Below are 20,528 nucleotides of genomic sequence, written 5' to 3' on the forward strand. Positions count from 1 at the left end.
TGAAGCGAACCCTGAAAGCTAGATAAAAATAAGAATTTAGCAAACTGAACGGTCTGAATCCTGTATTGTACAGGGCTCAGACCGTTTAGTTTTCATTTGATTCGGCGGTTGTAGTAGTCGATATACGCAACAACGGCCTTTTCGAGCTGCGTCCGGCTGTCCCGGTAGGCGTAGACAGGGGAGAGGGGGGCGTCTTTCAGCAGCACATAGTCCACCGCCGTGGCGCTCAGCACCGGCCAGGCGTTGCTGCTGACACCATTACTGGGCGCATCTGGACGGCGCAGGGGTGACCGCCATGGAGCCGCTGCTGCCACCGGGCAAAGCCCCTGCAATACCGCAAAAGTGCGCTGAGGAGTGCTTCTCAAGAATAAGGCTTGATAAAAACAAAAAATCCCGGAAGCCGAAGCTTCCGGGAATCTTTTGGAGGTGACGACCAGATTTGAACTGGTGGATGAGGGTTTTGCAGACCCTTGCCTTACCACTTGGCCACGTCACCATATAAGGGAGTGATGAATACCACTCCAATGGAGCGGCCGACGAGGCTCGAACTCGCTACCTCCACCTTGGCAAGGTGGCGCTCTACCAGATGAGCTACGGCCGCATATTCGGTGCATTTGTCCCTGCACCCTCCCGTTCTTTTTAACGGGGCCCCCGCGAAAGCTTGCGAAGCAAGATTTTGTGGGGAAGAGGAGGAATTTCAGAGTTTGTTACGGCGATCTTACTTGTAAGACTGCCAGACAAACGACTGACATTCCGACGAAGCGACCCGGATCGGGCTCGAACCGACGACCCCCAGCGTGACAGGCTGGTGCTCTAACCAACTGAGCTACCGGGCCATACCGGAGCAACTATTGCTGCTCCTTAATGGAGCGGCCGACGAGGCTCGAACTCGCTACCTCCACCTTGGCAAGGTGGCGCTCTACCAGATGAGCTACGGCCGCATATTGGGAAACCCTGACGGGTTTCCTTTGCTGGTGCCTCCGATCGGAATCGAACCAATGACACGGGGATTTTCAGTCCCCTGCTCTACCGACTGAGCTACAGAGGCGCACCGGACGATGATTATTATACCTGAAATTTCGATTTTGTAAAGGGGTAAATGCAAACTTTTTTGAAAAAATTGAAAAGTTTTTGCTTTTTGACGGCTCTGCGCGCAAAATAAGAACGACTTTTTTCGCGGTTTTCGTGTCGGAGGGCTGCGCCGGAAAAGAGAGAAAGAACATTTGACAAGTTTTACAACCTATGGTTTAATAAAAGAAAAGAACACAGGCGCCGAGGCCCGCAGAGATGCTGTTATATATCTTATATAATAGAAAGGGCAGGCGCTTGCTTTGATTACAGGACGTCCTGCACAGCACAGCTGCGGCGGGACGGGAGGAGCAGCATGGCAAAAAAACAGGAATATGGCAACGAGAGCATTACCTCGTTAAAGGGCGCCGACCGTGTGCGTAAGCGCCCGGCAGTCATCTTTGGCTCAGACGGTGTGGAGGGCTGTGCCCACTCGATCTTTGAGATCGTGTCCAACTCCATCGACGAAGCCCGTGACGGCCACGGCGATACCATCAACGTGACCCGCTGCAAGGACGGCAGCGTCATCGTAGAGGATTTTGGCCGCGGTATGCCCGTGGACTGGAACAACGGCGAGGGGCGCTTCAACTGGGAGCTGCTGTTCTGCGAGATGTACGCGGGCGGCAAGTACGGCGAGGGCGAGGATAACTACGAGTTCAGCCTTGGCCTGAACGGTCTGGGTCTGTGCGCCACCCAGTACGCCTCGGCGTGGATGACCGCCGATATCTACCGTGACGGCTATCACTACCATCTGGACTTTAAAAAGGGCGAGAACGTGGGCGGCTTGCAAAAGGAGCCCTACAAGGGACGCCGTACCGGCAGTATCATCCACTGGAAGCCGGACGATGAGGTGTTTACCGATATCGATGTGCCCGGCAGCTACTATAAGGATGTGCTGCGCCGTCAGGCGGTGGTCAACGCGGGGCTTACCCTCAACTTTACCGATGAAAAGGAAAAAGACCCTGCCACCGGCAAGCCATGGCATGAAAGCTGGTGCTACCAGAACGGCATCGCGGATTATGTGGCAGAAGTAGCAGGGGAGGACACCCTGACCCCGGTGTTCAGTTGCGAGAGCGAGGCCGTGGGTCGCGACCGCGAGGATCAGCCGGACTACAAGGTGCGCATGGGTGCGGCTTTTTGTTTCTCTAATAAGGTGCAGCTGCTGGAATACTACCACAACTCTTCCTGGCTGGAGCACGGCGGCAGCCCGGAGCACGCGGTGCGCACCGCCTTTGTCTACCAGATCAACAAGTACCTGAAGGAAAAGAACCTGTACAAAAAGGGCGAGAGTGCCATTAGCTTTCAGGATGTGCAGGACTGTCTGGTGTATGTGTCCTCCAGCTTTTCCACCCGCACCAGCTACGAGAACCAGACCAAAAAGGCCATCACCAATAAATTTGTCTCGCAGGCTATGACCGACTTCCTCAAGCATTATCTGGAAGTGTATTTTCTGGAAAAGCCGGAGGAAGCCCAGAAGATCTGTCAGCAGGTGCTGGTGAACAAGCAGAGCCGCGAACACGCGGAAAAAACGCGCCAGAGCATCAAAAAGACGCTCTCCACGCAAATTGACTTAGCCAACCGTGTGCAGAAGTTTGTGGACTGCCGCACCCGGGATTCCGCCCGCCGTGAGCTGTATATCGTGGAGGGCGACTCGGCTATGGGCGCGGTCAAGTCCAGCCGGGACAGTGAATATCAGGCCATCATGCCCATCCGCGGCAAGATTTTGAACTGCCTGAAGGCGGATTATGCCCGCATCTTCAAGTCGGACGTCATTGTGGATCTTATCAAGGTGATGGGCTGCGGCGTGGAACTGGGCGGCAAGCACAACAAGGAACTGGCTACTTTTAACCTCGACAATCTGCGGTTCAATAAGATCGTCATCTGTACCGATGCCGACGTGGACGGCTACCAGATCCGCACCCTTGTGCTGACCATGCTCTACCGGCTTACCCCCACCCTGATCAACAAGGGCTATGTGTATATCGCAGAGTCGCCTTTGTACGAGATCTCCACGAAGGATCGCACCTATTTTGCCTATACCGAGCCGGAAAAGGCCGCTTTTCTGGAAAAGATCGGGGACAAAAAATACACCATCCAGCGCTCCAAAGGCTTGGGCGAGAACGACCCCGAGATGATGTGGCTGACCACCATGAACCCGGAGAGCCGCCGCCTTATTAAAGTGATGCCCACCGATGTGGTGCAGACCGCGCAGGTGTTCGATATCCTGCTGGGCGACAATCTGGCAGGCCGCAAGGAGCATATCGCCCAGCACGGCGCAGAGTATCTGGATGATCTGGACGTGTCCTGATAAACAGAACGATACCGTGCCAAAGCCTTCCCCCGGCCGGGGGAAGGTGGCGAGTTTACGAGCCGGATGAGGGCGCGGGCGGCAGCAATGCTCCCCAAAAGCCCACAACACGGCCTCTGGACAGTATGAGGAAACACAATGGCAAAAAAATCGACCAAGAAAACCTTAAAGCCGGTGCGCCCGCAGCTGGGCGACGGCGTTGAAATTTTAAACGCAGGCAGCGTGCTGGAGGATCCCATTACCCGCACGCTGGAAACCAACTATATGCCCTACGCCATGAGCGTCATCGTCAGCCGCGCTTTGCCGGAGATCGACGGCTTCAAGCCGGCGCACCGCAAGCTGCTGTACACCATGTATGAGATGGGTCTGCTCAAGGGCGCACGCACCAAATCTGCCAACATCGTGGGCAGCACCATGCACCTGAACCCCCATGGTGACGCCGCCATCTACGACACTATGGTGCGCATGGGCCGCGGCAACGAGAGCCTGCTGGTGCCCTTTGTGGACAGCAAGGGTAACTTTGGCAAGGCGTACAGCCGGGATATGTCCTGCGCCGCTGCCCGTTACACCGAGGCAAAGCTGGAAGGCGTGTGTGAGGAGCTGTTCCGGGATATCGACAAAGAAACCGTGGACTTTGTGCCCAACTACGACAGCACCACCACCGAGCCCACTCTGCTGCCGGTTACCTTCCCCACCATTCTGGCCAACAATACGCTGGGCATTGCGGTGGGCATGGCCTGCAACATCTGCTCCTTCAATCTGGCAGAGCTGTGCGCCACCACCGTGGCGCTGATGAAGGATGAGCACCACGATATCGGCACCACCATGCCCGCCCCGGACTTTGTGGGCGGCGGCCAGATTTTGTATGATGAAGCGCAGATGCGTGAAATTTACGAGAACGGCCGCGGCAGCGTAAAGGTGCGCGCCCGCTACAATGCGGTGCCCGGCGAAAATATGATCGAGGTCACCCAGATCCCGCCCACCACCACGGTGGAGGCCATCATGGACAAGATCGCGGAGCTGGTCAAGACCGGCAAGGTCAAGGAGATCAGCGATATGCGCGATGAGACCGACCTGAACGGCCTGAAGCTGACGCTGGACCTCAAGCGCGGCGTGGATGCCGACAAGCTGATGGCGAAGCTGTTCAAGGCTACCCCGCTGGAGGACAGCTTCAGCTGCAACTTCAACATTCTGGTGTCCGGCCAGCCCCGGGTCATGGGTGTGCGGGAGATTTTAAAGGAGTGGACGGCCTTCCGCGTTGAGTGCGTGCGCCGCCGCACCTACTACGACCTGCACGGCAAGGAAAAGCGGCTGCACCTGTTGCAGGGTCTTGCCGCCATCCTGCTGGATATCGACAAGGCCATCCGCATCATCCGCACTACTGAGGAGGAGACCGAGGTGGTGCCCAACCTGATGATCGGCTTTGGCATCGACGAGGTGCAGGCGGACTATGTGGCAGAGATCAAGCTGCGCCATCTGAACCGGGAATACATCCTCAAGCGCACCGGCGAGATCGAGCAGCTGGAAAAGGATATTGCCGACCTGAACGATGTGCTGGCAAAGCCTGCCCGCATCCGCCGCATCATCATCAACGAACTGAACGATGTAGCGAAAAAATACGGCAAGCCCCGCTGCAGTGAGATCTTGTACGACCTGCCCGAGGAGGACGCCGCCGCCGAGGAAGAAGCTGTGCCGGATTACCCGGTGACTGTGTTCTTTACTAGGGAGGGCTACTTTAAAAAAATCCCGCCCCAGAGCCTGCGCACCGCCGGTGCGCACAAGCTGAAGGAGGGCGACGAGATCATCCAGCAGCTGGAGACCCGCAACAATGTGGAGGCGCTGTTCTTTACCGACAAGCAGCAGGTGTACAAGGTGCGTCTGGCAGAGCTGGAGGACGGCAAGGTAGCCCAGATGGGCATCTTCATCCCGGGGCGGCTGGGCATGGACGAGGGCGAAAACGTACTGAGCATGGTCATTACCGGCGATTACAGCGGCTTTATGCTGTTCTTCTTTGCCAGCGGCAAGTGCGCAAAGATCCCCCTCAGCTCCTACGCCACTAAGCAGAACCGCCGCAAGCTGCTGAAGGCGTACAGCGATAAAGAACCGCTTGCCATGATGCTTTACCTGCCGGAGGAGACCGAACTTGCCATCCGCACCAGCGCCAGCCGGATGCTGCTGGTGGGCACGGCACAGATCGCCGCCAAGACCACCCGCGATAGTCAGGGTGTGGCGGTGGTCACCCTGAAAAAGAACCAGACCATCGCCTCGGTGGTACCGGCCGACACCTTAGAGCTGGCCAACCCCCACCGCTATCGCGTGCGCAGCCTGCCGGCCACCGGTGCGCTGATCCGCGCCGAGGACGAGGGCGAACAGATGAGCCTGCTTTGATTGGCGGGCAGCGGGGAGCTTTCCTTCGCAAATGAGCCCGGAACCCCCTGTTCCGCCCCAGTGCTGCGCACCGGGGCCCCACTTCGCCGGAATTTGCTCAGGAAACTCCCCGCTGTCTTTCCGAAAAGTCCCCTCTTGTGAAAATAGGGAAACGGAGCACCCGCAGGTGTGCCGTTTCCCCGAAAACAAAAATATTCTGTCCACTGTTAATGTCAGAGCGAAGCGGAGACAATTTTAAATTGTTTATCCTGAAAAGAGGAAGCTGTTATGCAAAATATCGACCTGATCTGTGTGGGCAAGCTGAACGCCAAATATTTTGCCGAGGGCGTGGCAGAGTACCAGAAGCGTCTGGCGGCCTTTGCCGCCTTCCGCATCATTGAACTGCCGGAGGAAAAGATCGAGGAGAAAAACGCCTCGGACGCCGTGGTGAAAAAGGCACTGGATAAAGAGGGAAAAGCCATCCTTTCCAGTGTGCGCAAGGGTGCTGCTATTGTAGCCATGTGCATCGAGGGCAAGCAGATCTCCTCCGACGAGCTGGCGCAGTTTCTGGCACAGCGCGCCGGCAGCGGGGCAGGGGATGTGGCCTTTGTCATCGGCTCGTCCCACGGCCTGTCCGACGAGGTGAAAAAGGCCGCTGCCCTCAAGTTCAGCATGGGGCGCATCACCATGCCCCACCAGCTGGCACGGCTGGTACTCACCGAGCAGATCTACCGCGCCTGCACCATCAATGCGGGTATGAAATACCACAAGTAAAATGTGTTTTTTGGCTCCCGGAGCGTTCGCAGGCGCTCCGGGAGTTCTTTTTACAGAAACATGTAAAATCTGCCGGAAAAACAATTTTTTGCTTTTCTTTTGGAACAGTTTTTATTATACTGATAGCGTGGAGCATTCTATTACAAAAAGCAGAAAAAAACACAGGACGGAAGAACCATGAAAAAATACAGAAGAGGACTGCGGCGGGCAGCCTGTCTGCTGGCACTGGCAATGTGCGCGGCGCTGCTTTGCGGCTGCACCGGAAAAGCCGACAGCTATACGGCTGCAATGCCGGTCATCGTGGTGGGCAGCGATAACTACCCGCCCTTCAACTATATGAGTACGGACGGTACGCCCACCGGCATTGACGTAGAACTGGCCACCGAGGCGTTCAGGCGGCTGGGCTGCCGGGCAAAATTTGTGACCATCGACTGGGAAAAGAAGAAGGAACTGGTGGAAAACGACACCATCGACTGCATCTGGGGCAGTTTTACCATGGACGGCCGCGAGGAAGAATACCAATGGGCAGGGCCTTATCTGTACAGCCGTCAGGTGGTGGCAGTGCGCTCCGACAGCGACATCTATACCCTGCAGGATCTGGCCGGCAAGGTAGTGGCGGTGCAGTCCACCACAAAGCCGGAGGAGCTGTTTTTGAACGCAGAGCAGAACGGACTGCCCCGGCTGCGCAGACTATATTCGTTGCAGAACCGGGACCTGATCTACACCACCCTGATCAAGGGCTATGCGGATGCCCTGGCCACCCACGAAAGCGCCATCCGGCAGTTCATGAAGGATTACAGCGTAGAATATCGCATTCTGGACGAGCCGCTGATGACGGCGCGGCTGGGCGTGGCTTTTTCCAAAAATCGCAGCGATGACCTGCCGCAGCAGCTGACGGAGGTGTTTCAGGAGATGCTGGCGGACGGCACCGTCCGGCAGATCGTGAGCCGCTATCTGGACGACCCCGAGCACTATCTGGATGGACTGGAGGACAGCACCCATGCATGACGGAATGGAAAAAGGAACACCGGTCATCAGCCGGAAGCAGTACATTCTGGTGTGTGCACTTGCGGGACTGTTGCTGCTGGGCGGCGTGCTGGGGCTTTCGGCACACAGTGATCTGCAAAATGCTGAAAAGCAGTTTGAGGATACCATCAGCTATGTTAAGGAGCAGTGCACCGACTACGATAACCTGAACCTTGCCACGGAGACCAAAAGCCTGATGCGGATGATGGAAAACGCCCAGCATCTGTGCAGTGAGATCGCTCGGGACCAGCAGGAAAACCACGGGCGGGTGCTGGACGATGCCGCCATGGAAGAATATTTGCAGGACTATACCCTCAGCGGCATCCTTGTGCTTTCGGCAGAGGGCAAAATATTGTGCGGTGCCTCACAGGATGGCCGGGTGGCTGACCCGCAGGTCCGGGAACAGATGGAAAAGGAGCTGGCCGGTTCTATCGTGCTGAAGGTGGCCGACCACCCGGAGCAGGTCTACGCCGGGCGGACGGAAAAGGAGGATAGCTCCTATGTAGATACCGCAGCCTGCGCCCGGAAGGACGGGGACGGGGTGCTTGTGGTGTACTACCGCACCACGGCAGAATATGTGCGCAATTACAGTCTTTCCTACCAAAACTGCGTGCAGGGCTATAACCCCGCTGTGGACGGAACCATCGTGGTGACCCGTGGTGACCGCATCGTGGCCAGCAACGATACCGCCCTGCTGGATACCACCGTGGACGAAAACCCCACCCTTTCTGCCCTAAAGGCGCGCAGCACCGATGGCGGTGTGATCCATGTGCACAGCACCACCGGGCAGCAGTACGCCTACGGCATCGTAGGGCAGGGACGCAGTTTTTATATCTATGTTTACCGCCCGGAGCAGGAGGTATATGTCTCTACCATGCGCAATGTGAGCATGGCTGCCTTTGCTTACATGGTCGTTCTGTTCCTGCTGCAGTTGCTGCGCGGCAAGACCGACCAGCGCTACCGGGAACAGCAGCTGCGCCGGGAGCAGGAGTACCAAAAGACCCTCAAGGCAGCCGCACTGAAAGCGGAGAGCGCAAACCTTGCCAAGACCGAGTTTTTGCAGCGCATGAGCCACGATATCCGCACTCCCATCAACGGCATCCGGGGCATGGTGGAGATCGGCGACCGCTGCCCGGAGGATATGGCACGGCAGGCCGACTGCCGCAAAAAGATCTGGGAGGCCTCCACCCTGCTGCTGGAGCTGGTGAACGAGGTGCTGGACATGGGCAAGCTGGAGTCCGGCGAGGTGGTGCTGGAAAACGTGCCCTTTGATCTGCCCGAGCTGATGAACGAGATCACGGACGTGCTGGAAAAACAGGCGGCAGAACGCGGAATCGTTCTGCACCGGGAATACGGCAGGCTGCCGCATCCACGGCTGGTGGGCAGCCCGCTGCACGTCAAGCGGCTGCTGATGAATGTGCTCAGCAATGCCATCAAGTATAACCGGGAAAAGGGGCGTGTGATGCTGGACTGCTTTGAATTGAGCAGCAACGGGGACAAGGCGCAGATCTGTTTTGTCTGCGCGGACACTGGCATCGGCATGAGCGAGGAGTTCCAGAAGCGGATGTTCGAACCCTTTGCACAGGAGAATGCCGGGGCACGCTCGGTATACGGCGGCACCGGCCTTGGCACGTCCATTGCCAAAAGTCTTGTGGATAAGATGGGCGGTACCATCGGGGTGGAAAGCAAGCAGGGCGTGGGCACAACCTACACCATCACCCTGCCTTTTGCCATCGACAATACTGCAACGGAAGAGCCGGAGTGGCAGCAGACAGACCTTACCGTGCTGCAGGGACGGCGGATGCTGCTGGCCGAGGACAATGCCCTGAACATGGAGATCATGGAATTTTTGCTGAACGATGTGGGTGTAAAAGTGACCAAAGCCGCCGACGGACAGCAGGCAGTGGAAGCCTTTGCGGCCTCGCCGGTGGGCGGCTTTGACGCCATTCTGATGGACGTGATGATGCCGGTGCGGGACGGCCACGAGGCTACCCGCGCCATCCGCGCCATGGACCGCCCGGACGCAAAGACCATCCCCATCTTTGCCATGACGGCAAACGCCTTTACAGAGGACCGCCGTAAAGCGCTGGAATCCGGCATGAATGAGCACCTGCCTAAGCCAATTGATCCGGATGCCCTGTACCGCCTGCTGGTAAAATACCTGACAGAGCGCAACTGAACTGTTTGCCGGGCTTTACAAGCGGGGCAAAACATGGTACAGTAAATATACTGTGCTTGCGCAAGCCACAAGCACGCCCGGCGGTGGGAAAGCCGCCGGCACACAACACGATACGACACGGCAAACCAGCCGCGGACGGAAAGGATGTACTACAATGGAACAGAGCGAAAAGACCCTTGACATGATCGTCAATCTTTGCAAGAACCGTGGTTATGTGTTCCCCGGTTCCGAGATCTACGGCGGTCTGGCCAACAGCTGGGACTACGGCCCCCTTGGCGTGGAGTTCAAGAACAACGTCAAAAAGGCATGGCTGAAAAAGTTTGTGCAGGAAAGCCCCTATAACGTGGGTTTGGATGCTGCCATCATCATGAACCCGCAGACATGGGTGACCACCGGCCATGTGTCCAGCTTCTCGGACCCCCTGCTGGACTGCCGCGCCTGCAAGGCACGCCACCGCGCCGACAAGCTGATCGGTGAGGAGCACCCCGAGGTGAACGTGGACGCCATGAGCTTTGACGAGATGGACGCTTTCATCGCAGAGCACGAGGATATCGTCTGCCCTGTGTGCGGCAAGCACGATTTTACCCCCATCCGCAAGTTCAACCTGATGTTCAAGACTGCCATCGGCGTGACCGAGGATAGCTCCTCCACCTGCTATCTGCGTCCCGAGACCGCACAGGGCATCTTTGTCAACTTTGCCAACATCCAGCGCACCACCCGCCGCAAGCTGCCCTTCGGTGTGTGTCAGGTGGGCAAGGCCTTCCGCAACGAGATCACCCCGGGCAACTTCACCTTCCGCACCCGCGAGTTCGAGCAGATGGAGTGTGAGTTCTTCTGCAAGCCCGGCACCGATCTGGACTGGTTCGCTTACTGGAAGGACTACTGCGAGAACTGGCTGCTGAGCCTTGGCATCAAGAAGGAGCACCTGCGCCTGCGTGACCACGAGCCCGCAGAGCTGGCCTTCTACAGCCGCGCTACCACCGATATCGAGTATGCCTTCCCGTTCACCGACTGGGGCGAGCTGTGGGGCATTGCAGACCGTACCAACTACGACCTGACCCGCCATCAGGAGGCTTCCGGCAAGAGTCTGGAGTACTTCGACAGCGAGACCAACGAGCACTACATCCCCTACGTCATCGAGCCCTCTCTGGGCTGCGACCGTGTGGCGCTGGCTTTCCTGTGCGAAGCCTACGATGAGGAGCACCTGACCGACAGCAAGGGCAAGGAGGATGTCCGCACCGTGCTGCATCTGCATCCGGCTCTGGCTCCCTACAAGTGCGCCGTGCTGCCCCTGAGCAAGAAGCTGGGCGAGAAGGCCATGGAGATCCGCAACGAGCTGAGCAAGTACTTCATGGTTGACTACGACGATACCGGTTCCATCGGCAAGCGTTACCGCCGTGAGGACGAGATCGGCACCCCGTTCTGCATCACCGTGGACTTTGACACCGTGGGCGACGAGGCCAAGGGCATTGCTGCCGACAACTGCGTCACCGTCCGTGACCGCGACACCATGGAGCAGGTGCGTATGCCCATCAGCGAGCTGAAGAGCTACATCGAGAGCAAGATCGAGTTCTAAAAATACACTATCATGCACAAAAGCAGCCCCGCCGGAGCACCGGCGGGGCTGCTTTTTAGTATTATGATGGTTGAAAAAAGTGGCTCAGAAACGTCCGCAGACGTTTCTGAGCCACAAAATCTAAAATCGTCAGGCGGGCGGTTTACTGCTGGGCGAAGATCTTGACCTCGTCCTTGTCCATAAAGGCAGCGCCCGCAAAGCCTGCTGCTTCCAGCTGACCCAGCTGCTTGCCCAGCTTTTTGCCCTGCGGCAGCACGGTGACGTTGTACTGCTCACGCAGCGCAGCAGCTTTGCTCAGCACGGCGGGGAAGTCGGTGCCTTTGCCGTACAGCAGGGCGATCTTCTGCTTTGCGCCGGGAATCTGGTATCCCTGCTCCAGCAGGATGCCGCACACCCGCTCGAAGCCGATGGAGAAGCCCACGGCGGGCACCTGCACGCCAAGGAACTTGCCCACCATGTTGTCGTAGCGTCCACCGCCGGCCACAGCACCGCTGAACTGCGGGCAGGTCACCTCGAACACCATGCCGGTGTAGTAGCCCTGACCGCGCACCAGACTGGGGCAGTAGGCCACCTGATAGCGTCCGGCAGCCAGCGTGTTGGCGGTGGCCAGCACATACTTCAGGTCGTCGGCGATGGCAGGGTCGGCGCAGCGGGCAGCTACGGCGTCCAGCGTCACGTCCCCGGCGGCAATAAAGTCTGCCAGTGCTTGGATGGCGCTTTCCGGCAGCTGTTTCTCGGTCAACTCAGCCTTCACGCCCTCGGCACCGATCTTGTCCATCTTGTCAAAGGTGATGCAGACGGAATCCAACGTGTCGGCGGCAAAGCCCATGCTTTCCAGCATCCCGCGCAGGATGCGGCGGTCGTTGATGTTGACGGTAAAGCCGGTAAAGCCGATGTTCAGCAGCGCGCGGGTAGTCACGTCGATCAGCTCCACCTCGGCGTTGGGGGAGGCATCGCCCAGAATATCGATATCACACTGTACAAACTCGCGCAGACGGCCCTTCTGCGGACGCTCGGCGCGGAACACCCGGTCGGTCTGGATGACCTTGAAAGGGTTGGGCAGCTTATCCTTGTTGGCTGCGTAGTAGCGGCTCAGCGGCAGGGTAAGGTCGTAGCGCAGACCCATATCGGACAGCTGCTTGGGGTCGCCGGTGTTCAGGGCAGCGGTCAGCTTATCGCCGCGCTTGAGCACCTTGAAGATCAGGTTCAGGTTGTCGCCGCCCTCGGATTTATCAAGATTTTCCATATCCTCCAGCATGGGGGTAGAGATGCGCTCAAAACCGGCAGAGCGGTAGGTCTCCAGAATCTTGCCCTGAATGTAGTCGCGCAGGGTCTGTTCGGCGGGCAGCAGGTCCCGCATACCCTTCAAAGCCTGTGTTTTCATAACAGTAATTCCTCTCTATCTGTAAATTGTACCCGCCCTCGATGCCTGAAAAGGGGCGGGAGCGTTTTTAACTCAGTACTTTACCATTATAAAGGATAATGCCGGATTGTCAATCCAAATGGGCACACTATCGCAAATTGCACAAATCTTTGAGGTGAAAGTATGAAGCAGCAGTTTGCAGCAAAACACCCGTGGACGATTCTGGCTGCGGGGGCAGCCATTCAGGTGCTTACCGGCTTACCGGCGGCTTGGGGCGTCTTTCAGCAGCCGGTCATGGAGGAATACGGCCTTTCGGAGCAGGGGGCGGGCTACGCCTTTGCCCTGCTCATTGCCGCCTTTGGGGTGGGGTGTGTGCTGGGCGGTTTTTTGCAGGATAAAAAGGGCCCGCGCTGCGCGGCGTTGTGGGGCACAGCCCTGCTCTGCGGCGGCTTTTTTGCAGCAGCCTTTCTGCCGGGCTGGGCAGGGTGGGGATTCTTTCTGGCCTTCAGCATCCCGGCGGGGCTGGGCACGGCCTTTTTGTATCCCTCTATCCAGTCCTGCGCCCAAAAGTGGTACGCGGGGCGCAAGGGACTGGCGACCGGGGTCATCGGCGGAGCGGTGGGACTTTCCGGCGCGTTCCTTACCCTGTTCGTCCGGGCGGCGCTGCGGGGCTTTGGCCCGGTGCAGGGCATCCGGGGCGCGTTCTGGGCGCTTGGCGCGCTCACTCTGCCGGTGTGCCTTGCGGGCAGTGCGGTACTCAGCGACCCACCGCAGAAAAAGCAGCAGCCAAGCGGAAAAAACACCCTCGACCTCTCCCCGGGGCAGATGCTGCGTACAAAGCAGTACTGGCTGTGCGCGGGCGCGGTGTGCTTTTCAACACCGGCGGTGCTGCTGTTCAGCCCCATCATCCTAAAGTTGGGCATGGAGCGCGGGTTGGACGAGACTGCTGCGCTGTGGAGCATCGTACTGGGCAGCGTGGGCAGCGCTGCGGGACGGATGCTGATGCCCATGCTCAGCGACCACATTGGCCGCCGCGCCACCGACCTTGGGCTGTTTGCAGCTTCGCTTGGGCTGTCGGCGGCGTTCTGGGCAGCGCAGGGCTGGTGGGTGGTGGTGTGCTACGCCGGGCTTACCTTCTGCTACTCGGCACTGGCGGCGGTGCTGCCCGCCCTTTCCACCGACCTGTTCGGCCTGCCCCATGCCGGGGTGAACTACGGCTTTCTGGCACTGGGGCAGAGCGTGGGCAGCCTTGCGTTCCCTTTTGCGGCTGATCTGCTGGCGTTGGAAAACGGACGGCACCTGCTTGCCATGGCCGGTGCGGCAGCGGGTTTTGCAGCCATTTGGGCGCTGCATCCGGTGCGGAAAGACCCGCGCTGAAACGCGCAAAAAGAAAAGACTATAAAAAGTTTGCTGATGCTTACGGCAGAATTGACAAAAACTTGACGACTGTTTTGTATAAAGCGGTGGAAATGACAGTTAGTGCCGGATGACCGTAAAACCCGGCTGTACTTTTTGCAGGAAATGACTTGCAAAATTCGTCCGTTTTCTCTATAATAAAATCATGCGTGGTAGTACCGGTGCAGGCGCTGAAAGAGAGCAGCGCACCCGGTTCGGATGCAAGCAGTATGGAGCAGCAGCTGTGCCGGCAGGGCGCGGCGGCGGTTTTATGCTGCCAAAGCGACATTTGTCAAAAGGAGAGTATGATTATGACCTATTCGCAGCAAGTACAGAATATGTGCCCGATCACCAAAGGTCCTAAGCATGGTCCGGCTCCCATCCCCGAAGAGGGCGCATGGGTCAAGGCCTATGAGATCAAGGACATCAGCGGCTACACCCATGGTGTGGGCTGGTGTGCACCCCAGCAGGGCACCTGCAAGCTGTCTCTGAACATCAAGAACGGCGTCATCGAAGAGGCTCTGGTGGAGACCATCGGCTGCTCCGGCATGACCCACTCTGCTGCTATGGCAGGCGAGATCCTGCCCGGCAAGACCATTCTGGAAGCTCTGAACACCGACCTGGTGTGCGACGCCATCAACGTGGCTATGCGCGAGCTGTTCCTGCAGATCGTCTACGGCCGCAGCCAGACCGCTTTCTCTGAGGACGGTCTGCCCATCGGCGCAGGTCTGGACGACCTGGGCAAGGGTCTGCGCTCCATGACCGGCACCATCTTCTCCACCAAGGAGAAGGGTGTGCGTTACCTGGAGCTGACCGAGGGCTACATCAACAAGCTGGCAGTGGACGCTAACGATGAGGTCATCGGCTATCAGTTCGTTAAGTTGGGCAAGATGATGGAGGATATCCGTCACGGCAAGACCCCCAACGAGGCTTACGAGAAGAACGTGGGTACTTACGGCCGCTTCAGCAAGGAGCAGGGCGCTGTGAAGTACATCGACCCGCGTGAGGAATAAGAGAGGAGGAACAACTCAATGGCAACTTTTGAATCTATGGATCGCCGTATGCCTAAAATCGAGGCATGCCTGAAGGCTAACGGTCTGGAGTCTCTGGACGCTTGCAACGAGATGCTCCTCGCTAAGGGCATCGACTGCGACAAGATCGTCCGCGGCGTGCAGCCCATCTGCTTTGATAACGCTGTCTGGGCTTACACTCTGGGCACCGCTATCGCTGTGAAGCGCGGCCTGACCGACGCTGCCGAGTGCGCAGCTGCTATCGGTGAGGGTCTGGAAGCTTTCACCATCCCCGGCTCTGTTGCTGAGCAGCGTCAGGTCGGTCTGGGTCACGGCAACCTGGGCGCTCGTCTGCTGAGCGAGGACACCACCTGCTTCGCTTTCCTGGCAGGCCACGAGTCCTTTGCTGCTGCTGAGGGTGCTATCGGCATCGCCCGCACCGCAAACAAGGTCCGCAAGACCCCCCTGCGCGTCATCCTGAACGGTCTGGGCAAGGACGCAGCTTACATCATTTCCCGTATCAACGGCTTCACCTATGTGCAGACCGAGTACGATATCCCCACCCAGACCCTGACTGTGGTCAAGGAAATCCCCTTCTCCGAGGGTGAGCGAGCAGCCGTTAAGTGCTACGGCGCTAACGACGTTATGGAAGGCGTTGCCATCATGAAGAAGGAGGACGTGCAGTGCTCCATCACCGGCAACTCCACCAACCCCGTCCGCTTCCAGCATCTGGTTGCCGGTACCTACAAGAAGTGGGCTATCGAGAACGGCAAAAAGTACTTCTCCGTTGCTTCCGGCGGCGGCACCGGCCGTACCCTGCACCCCGATAACGTGGCTGCAGGCCCCGCAAGCTACGGCCTGACCGACTCTCTGGGCCGCGTGCACGGCGATGCTCAGTTCGCAGGCTCCTCTTCTGTGCCCGCACACGTTGAGATGATGGGTCTGATCGGCATGGGCAACAACCCCATGGTCGGCGCTACCGTTGCCTGCGCTGTTGCTGCAGCTCAGGCTAACGCCTAAGTCTTTCCTAAGTTTCAGCGAGGGGGAGCTGCTTTCCGAATGAGCAGCTCCCCCTTTTTTGCTGATAGATATCCGAACACAAGCAACCCAAAATAAGAAGGATGAAACAATGAAAAAGAATCAGATCCGCAAGAGCGTGGCTGCGCTGGCCATGGCGGCTGTTGTAAGCGTCAGCCTGTTGGGCTACGGCTGCGGCAGCAAGTCTGCCTCCTCCACCGCAGGCGTGTCCGGCGAGTTCACCGGTACAGCCAAGGGTATGGGCGGCGATGTTACCGTCACTCTGACTTTGACCGACGGCAAGATCACCGGCTGTACCGCCGAGGGCAAGGACGAGACCCCCGGCATCGGCACTATGGCTTTGGAACAGCTGCCCGGCGCGATTGCCGAGAGCGGCAGCATTGCCGTGGACGGCGTGGCTACTGCAACCATCACCTCCGACGCCATCAAGGAGGCTGCTGCTGCCGCTCTGGTCGCAGCCGGCCTGAACGCTGATGACTACAAGACCGAGGTCAAGGCCGACACGACCAAGGCCGAGGACTCCACCATTGATGCAGACATTGCCATCGTGGGTGCAGGCGGTGCAGGTATGACTGCTGCCATCACGGCTGCTGCCGAGGGCAAGAGCGTGGTCATTCTGGAGAGCCAGCCCATGGTGGGCGGCAACTCCGTGCGCGCTACCGGCGGCATGAACGCCGGTGACACCGTGTATCAGGACGAAAACGAGTTCGGCGAGTCCGCAGGCGTGGAAAAGACCCTCAAGACCGCTGCTGAAAAGTATGCCGACAACGCCACCATCACCGCTCTGGCTAAGACCGTTTCTGAGCAGTGGGCAGCTTATCAGGCAGACCCCAAGGGCTACTTCGACTCTGTGGAGCTGATGGAACTGGACACCATGATCGGCGGCAAGGGCATCAACGACCCCGCTCTGGTGGAGACTCTGTGCTCTAACAGCGCTGACGCCATCGACTGGCTGGACGAGCACGGCATCACCCTGCACAGCGTTTCCAGCTTCGGCGGCGCATCCGTCAAGCGTATCCATCGTCCCGTGGATGCCGAGGGCAAGACCCTTTCTGTGGGCTCCTACATGATCCCCCTGCTGCAGGAGAACTGCGACAAGGCCGGCGTGCAGACCCTGCTGAACACCACCGCTACCGAGCTGCTGACCGATGCAAACGGTGCCGTTGTGGGCGTGAAGGCTACCGGCTCCACCGGCGAGACCATCACCGTGAATGCCAAGGCTGTGGTGCTGACCACCGGCGGCTTCGGCGCAAATCTGGAGATGGTCACCGAGTACAAGCCCGAGCTGAAGGGCTTTATGACCACCAACGCCGCAGGCGCACAGGGTCAGGGTATTGAGATGGCTACCGCTGTGGGCGCTGACACTGTGGACATGGATCAGATCCAGATCCACCCCACCGTGGAGGCTAACACCGCTGCCCTGATCACCGAGGGTCTGCGCGGCGATGGCGCTGTGCTGATCAACGCCGAGGGCAAGCGCTTCATCGACGAAGTTGGCACCCGTGACGTGGTTTCCGCTGCCGAGATCGCTCAGACCGGCAGCTACAGCTGGCTGGTGGTGGATCAGGCTATGGTCGATGCTTCCAGCGTCATTCAGGGCTACATCAAGAAGGGCTACACCGTGACCGGCCAGACCTACGAGGAACTGGCAAAGGCTATGGGCGTGGACGAGGCTACTTTTGCCGAGACCATGAAGACCTGGAACGGCTACGTTGAGGCCAAGAACGACCCCGACTTTGGCCGCACCAGCTTTGCAAAGGCTCTGGATAACGCGCCCTACTATGCTATCAAGGTCACCGCAGGTGTGCACCACACCATGGGCGGCCTGAAGATCAACACCAACACCGAGGTGCTGAAGGCTGACGGTTCCGTGATCCCCGGCCTGTTCGCAGCAGGTGAGGTGACCGGCGGCGTGCACGGTGCAAACCGTCTGGGCGGCAACGCTGTGGCCGACTTTACCGTCTTTGGCCGCATTGCCGGTGCTGCTGCCAGCAAGTATGCTGCATGAGCATAAAACAAAAAATCTCTGACACCGCCGCCCCCAAGGGCAGCGTGTGGAAGAAAAATGTGATCTTTGCACTGGTGGTACTGGCGCTGGCCGCAGGTATTTTTCTTGCGGCGCGGGCGCAGCACCCCGCAAAGGGCAGCGGCTTACAGGCCGTTGTGGATTTCGGTGACGGCGTTACCGAGACCTTGCCCCTTGCGCAGGATCACGATTACCTGTACGAGGTAGGGGACTACATCGTGCACCTGCAGGTAAAGGATGGCGCCATCGCGTTTTTGGACAGTCAGTGCCCGGATCATGTCTGTGAGCAATTCGGCTGGCTGGACAAGGACGGCGCATGGGCCGCCTGTGTGCCCGCAGGGGTGTATGTGGTGGTAGAGCCCACCGCAGACGCAGGGTAAAAACAAAGGAAACGGCACCCGGAGGGAAACCTCCGGGTGCTGTTTTTTGCTTGAATAAAAGCCATTCTTTGTAAAAAAAGTCTGAAACTTTGTGGAAATGCCGTGAAACGAAAATTGGACGCTTGTTTATCGGGGCAAAATGCGATACACTACAAATATGAGTTTCTGATGGATGCTTTTTACAAAAAAGCATCTTGTCATAAAAGAACCTAGGAGGAACGGCAAGAATGATCTGGAAAAAGTCTAAACAGCCCGCCGACTCGCAGCAGGACGCAGCGGCTGCACCGAAAAAAGGCGGCGCGGCGGCATTTGCCAAAAAGAACTGGAAGTGGCTGGTGCCGGTAGCCATCGTGGTGCTGGCAGGCGGCTGGTGGCTGCTGAAGCCCAAGAGCGCAAAGCCCGCAAACGTGGATACTTCCTATACGGAAGCAGCGCCCGAGACCCGGGATGTCTCCAACACGCTCAGCGGCACCGGCACGTTGAAGCCCGCCAATACTTACAGCGTTAAATCGCTGGTGTCCGGCAAGGTGCTGACCGGCAGCTTTGAAGAGGGCGATATCGTGGAAGAGGGTACTGTGCTGTACACGGTGGATTCCTCCGACGCTACCACCAAGGTGGAGCAGGCAGCTATCACCCTGCAGCAGGCGCAGCGCAGCTACGATAAGACCGCAGACCGCCAGTATGTCCGCGCCGAGGTGGCGGGTGTCGTCAGCAGCCTGAAGGTGAACAAGGGCGATGAGGTAAAGAGTGGTCAGGAAGTGGCTGTGGTGCGGGACAGCTCCAAGATGAATCTGGTGCTGGAGTTCCCGGCTGCGGATGCTGCCAACTTCTCGGTAGGGCAGACCGCCGAGGTGACGCTGGATGGCACCTTTGAGGTGCTGCCCGGCACCATTACCGCCGTGACCGGCACCGATGCCCTGAGCACCGGCAACCTGCTTACCCGCACTGTGACCCTCTCGGTGTCCAACGCAGGCGGTCTGACCACGGCACAGGCGGCAACGGCTACTGTCAACGGGGTCAGCTCCATTGCAGCGGCAAACTTCCAGTATCAGGCCGAGCGCACCCTGACTGCGCTGTCTTCCGGTACTGTCACCGCCATCAATGTGCGGGAGGGTGGCAGCGTGAACAAGGACGATATCATCCTGACCCTCAGCGGTGAGGACCTGACCGAGTCCATCCAGTCTGCCTCCGAGACCCTGCGCGGTGCGGAGCTGTCCATGCAGAATATGCAGGACGCTATGGATAACTACACCATCACCTCACCCATCAGCGGCACCATCATCGAAAAGAATGCCAAGGTGGGCGATGCCCTGAGCACCGGCAGCGACCTGTGCACCATCTACGACCTGAGCTATCTGGAAATGACCATCAACGTGGACGAGCTGCAGGTCAGCAGCCTGAAGGTGGGGCAGACCGTACAGGTGACCGCAGACGCCGTGAAGGATAAGACCTACGAGGGCGTGGTCACCCGTGTGTCCATGAAGGGCGATACCAGCGGCGGCACCACCACCTACCCGGTGACCGTACGCATCGACGAGACCGATGGTCTGCGCCCGGGTATGAACGCCAACGCCGAGATCGTGGTGGCGCAGGCGAAAAATGCGCTCACGGTGCCTAACGCCGCCATCGTGCGGGGCAATTATGTGCTGGTGCGGCAGGACTCGCCCAGCGCCGTGAACGCCGATGCCTCCATGAGCGCACCGGAGGGTTATGTGTACGTCAAGGTCAAGACTGGTGTCAGCGATGACAACTATACGCAGGTGACCAGCGGCCTGTCCGAGAGTGATACCATCGCCTACGACCCCAGCTCCGTGAGCAGTGACAGCTACTACGACTACGGCTCTGGCGATATGGACGGCGAAGTGATCGGCGGCGCCGGAAACGCCGCAGACCTCACCGAAGGCGGCGAGGAGACGCTGCCGGAGGAGACGGAAAACGGCGAAGAACCCGCAGCGGACGCTGAAGAGCCCGCAGAGGGCATCGACCCCGCCGAGGCCGGCGCGGTCGTGGTGGATTGA

At 58.6% G+C, this 20,528-nt stretch carries 14 protein-coding genes and 5 tRNA genes; 12 read left to right on the forward strand and 7 right to left on the reverse strand.

What is annotated here, in order from left to right; genetic code table 11:
* Positions 1–92: 92 nt before the first annotated feature.
* From MTP36_RS05525 to MTP36_RS05550, 6 genes are all read right to left on the reverse strand, one after another.
* A complete protein-coding gene (locus MTP36_RS05525; protein ID WP_249254026.1) occupies positions 93–365 on the reverse strand; it encodes a hypothetical protein in 273 nt (90 codons plus the stop codon).
* Positions 366–421: 56 nt separating this feature from the next.
* Positions 422–496, reverse strand: a tRNA-Cys gene (locus tag MTP36_RS05530).
* 29 nt (positions 497–525) lie between these two features.
* Positions 526–601, reverse strand: a tRNA-Gly gene (locus tag MTP36_RS05535).
* Positions 602–762: 161 nt separating this feature from the next.
* Positions 763–836: transfer RNA gene (locus MTP36_RS05540), tRNA-Asp, on the reverse strand.
* Positions 837–865: 29 nt separating this feature from the next.
* A tRNA-Gly gene (locus MTP36_RS05545) sits at positions 866–941 on the reverse strand.
* A gap of 31 nt (positions 942–972) precedes the next feature.
* A tRNA-Phe gene (locus MTP36_RS05550) sits at positions 973–1,048 on the reverse strand.
* A gap of 336 nt (positions 1,049–1,384) precedes the next feature.
* On the opposite strand from MTP36_RS05550, the gene MTP36_RS05555 reads away from it, so the two are divergent.
* From MTP36_RS05555 to MTP36_RS05580, 6 genes are all read left to right on the forward strand, one after another.
* Complete coding sequence (locus MTP36_RS05555) at positions 1,385–3,376, forward strand: DNA gyrase/topoisomerase IV subunit B (RefSeq protein WP_249254028.1); 1,992 nt, start codon at positions 1,385–1,387, stop codon at positions 3,374–3,376.
* Positions 3,377–3,514: 138 nt separating this feature from the next.
* A complete protein-coding gene (locus MTP36_RS05560; RefSeq protein WP_055185800.1) occupies positions 3,515–5,764 on the forward strand; it encodes a DNA gyrase subunit A in 2,250 nt (749 codons plus the stop codon).
* Positions 5,765–6,031: 267 nt separating this feature from the next.
* Positions 6,032–6,517, forward strand: coding sequence for a 23S rRNA (pseudouridine(1915)-N(3))-methyltransferase RlmH (rlmH, locus tag MTP36_RS05565; RefSeq protein WP_154265585.1), 486 nt, complete (start codon positions 6,032–6,034; stop codon positions 6,515–6,517).
* 177 nt (positions 6,518–6,694) lie between these two features.
* The gene (locus tag MTP36_RS05570; RefSeq protein ID WP_249254030.1) at positions 6,695–7,525 is read left to right on the forward strand and encodes a substrate-binding periplasmic protein; all 831 of its coding nucleotides are present in this window, start codon (positions 6,695–6,697) and stop codon (positions 7,523–7,525) included.
* A complete protein-coding gene (locus MTP36_RS05575) occupies positions 7,518–9,722 on the forward strand; it encodes an ATP-binding protein (protein ID WP_249254032.1) in 2,205 nt (734 codons plus the stop codon). Before MTP36_RS05570 ends, MTP36_RS05575 begins: the two co-directional genes overlap by 8 nt.
* A 154-nt stretch (positions 9,723–9,876) precedes the next feature.
* Positions 9,877–11,298, forward strand: a complete 1,422-nt coding sequence (locus MTP36_RS05580) for a glycine--tRNA ligase (RefSeq protein ID WP_212792579.1) — start codon at positions 9,877–9,879, stop codon at positions 11,296–11,298.
* A 142-nt stretch (positions 11,299–11,440) separates the two neighbouring features.
* On the opposite strand, the gene hisS is transcribed toward MTP36_RS05580, so the two are convergent.
* Complete coding sequence (hisS, locus tag MTP36_RS05585) at positions 11,441–12,682, reverse strand: histidine--tRNA ligase (RefSeq protein WP_249254034.1); 1,242 nt, start codon at positions 12,680–12,682, stop codon at positions 11,441–11,443.
* A 162-nt stretch (positions 12,683–12,844) separates the two neighbouring features.
* Here hisS and MTP36_RS05590 point away from each other — a divergent pair, with 162 nt between their 5' ends.
* The 6 genes from MTP36_RS05590 to MTP36_RS05615 all read left to right on the forward strand — a co-directional run bounded on the left by MTP36_RS05590 (position 12,845) and on the right by MTP36_RS05615 (position 20,528).
* Complete coding sequence (locus tag MTP36_RS05590; protein ID WP_249254036.1) at positions 12,845–14,038, forward strand: MFS transporter; 1,194 nt, start codon at positions 12,845–12,847, stop codon at positions 14,036–14,038.
* Positions 14,039–14,367: 329 nt separating this feature from the next.
* Positions 14,368–15,069 carry an iron-sulfur cluster assembly scaffold protein gene (locus tag MTP36_RS05595; RefSeq protein ID WP_015537775.1) on the forward strand — a complete coding sequence of 234 codons (702 nt, stop codon included), beginning with the start codon at positions 14,368–14,370 and terminating at the stop codon, positions 15,067–15,069.
* An 18-nt stretch (positions 15,070–15,087) separates the two neighbouring features.
* Positions 15,088–16,086: a GGGtGRT protein gene (locus MTP36_RS05600; RefSeq protein WP_005935035.1), complete on the forward strand. Its 999-nt coding sequence runs from the start codon at positions 15,088–15,090 to the stop codon at positions 16,084–16,086.
* A 109-nt stretch (positions 16,087–16,195) separates the two neighbouring features.
* Positions 16,196–18,112: a flavocytochrome c gene (locus tag MTP36_RS05605; protein WP_249254038.1), complete on the forward strand. Its 1,917-nt coding sequence runs from the start codon at positions 16,196–16,198 to the stop codon at positions 18,110–18,112.
* Positions 18,109–18,510: a NusG domain II-containing protein gene (locus MTP36_RS05610; protein WP_249254040.1), complete on the forward strand. Its 402-nt coding sequence runs from the start codon at positions 18,109–18,111 to the stop codon at positions 18,508–18,510. Before MTP36_RS05605 ends, MTP36_RS05610 begins: the two co-directional genes overlap by 4 nt.
* 227 nt (positions 18,511–18,737) lie before the next feature.
* Positions 18,738–20,528, forward strand: a complete 1,791-nt coding sequence (locus tag MTP36_RS05615; protein WP_249254042.1) for an HlyD family efflux transporter periplasmic adaptor subunit — start codon at positions 18,738–18,740, stop codon at positions 20,526–20,528.

This window comes from Faecalibacterium sp. I4-1-79 (assembly GCF_023347235.1).
In the GTDB taxonomy this organism is placed as follows: domain Bacteria; phylum Bacillota; class Clostridia; order Oscillospirales; family Ruminococcaceae; genus Faecalibacterium; species Faecalibacterium tardum.

Coding starts and splice junctions, on each gene's coding strand:
- MTP36_RS05555 (WP_249254028.1), top strand. CDS start 1,385: ATGGCAAAAAAACAGGAATATGGCAACGAGAGCATTACCTCGTTAAAG.
- MTP36_RS05560 (WP_055185800.1), top strand. CDS start 3,515: ATGGCAAAAAAATCGACCAAGAAAACCTTAAAGCCGGTGCGCCCGCAG.
- rlmH (WP_154265585.1), top strand. CDS start 6,032: ATGCAAAATATCGACCTGATCTGTGTGGGCAAGCTGAACGCCAAATAT.
- MTP36_RS05570 (WP_249254030.1), top strand. CDS start 6,695: ATGAAAAAATACAGAAGAGGACTGCGGCGGGCAGCCTGTCTGCTGGCA.
- MTP36_RS05575 (WP_249254032.1), top strand. CDS start 7,518: ATGCATGACGGAATGGAAAAAGGAACACCGGTCATCAGCCGGAAGCAG.
- MTP36_RS05580 (WP_212792579.1), top strand. CDS start 9,877: ATGGAACAGAGCGAAAAGACCCTTGACATGATCGTCAATCTTTGCAAG.
- hisS (WP_249254034.1), bottom strand. CDS start 12,682: ATGAAAACACAGGCTTTGAAGGGTATGCGGGACCTGCTGCCCGCCGAA.
- MTP36_RS05590 (WP_249254036.1), top strand. CDS start 12,845: ATGAAGCAGCAGTTTGCAGCAAAACACCCGTGGACGATTCTGGCTGCG.
- MTP36_RS05595 (WP_015537775.1), top strand. CDS start 14,368: ATGACCTATTCGCAGCAAGTACAGAATATGTGCCCGATCACCAAAGGT.
- MTP36_RS05600 (WP_005935035.1), top strand. CDS start 15,088: ATGGCAACTTTTGAATCTATGGATCGCCGTATGCCTAAAATCGAGGCA.
- MTP36_RS05605 (WP_249254038.1), top strand. CDS start 16,196: ATGAAAAAGAATCAGATCCGCAAGAGCGTGGCTGCGCTGGCCATGGCG.
- MTP36_RS05610 (WP_249254040.1), top strand. CDS start 18,109: ATGAGCATAAAACAAAAAATCTCTGACACCGCCGCCCCCAAGGGCAGC.
- MTP36_RS05615 (WP_249254042.1), top strand. CDS start 18,738: ATGATCTGGAAAAAGTCTAAACAGCCCGCCGACTCGCAGCAGGACGCA.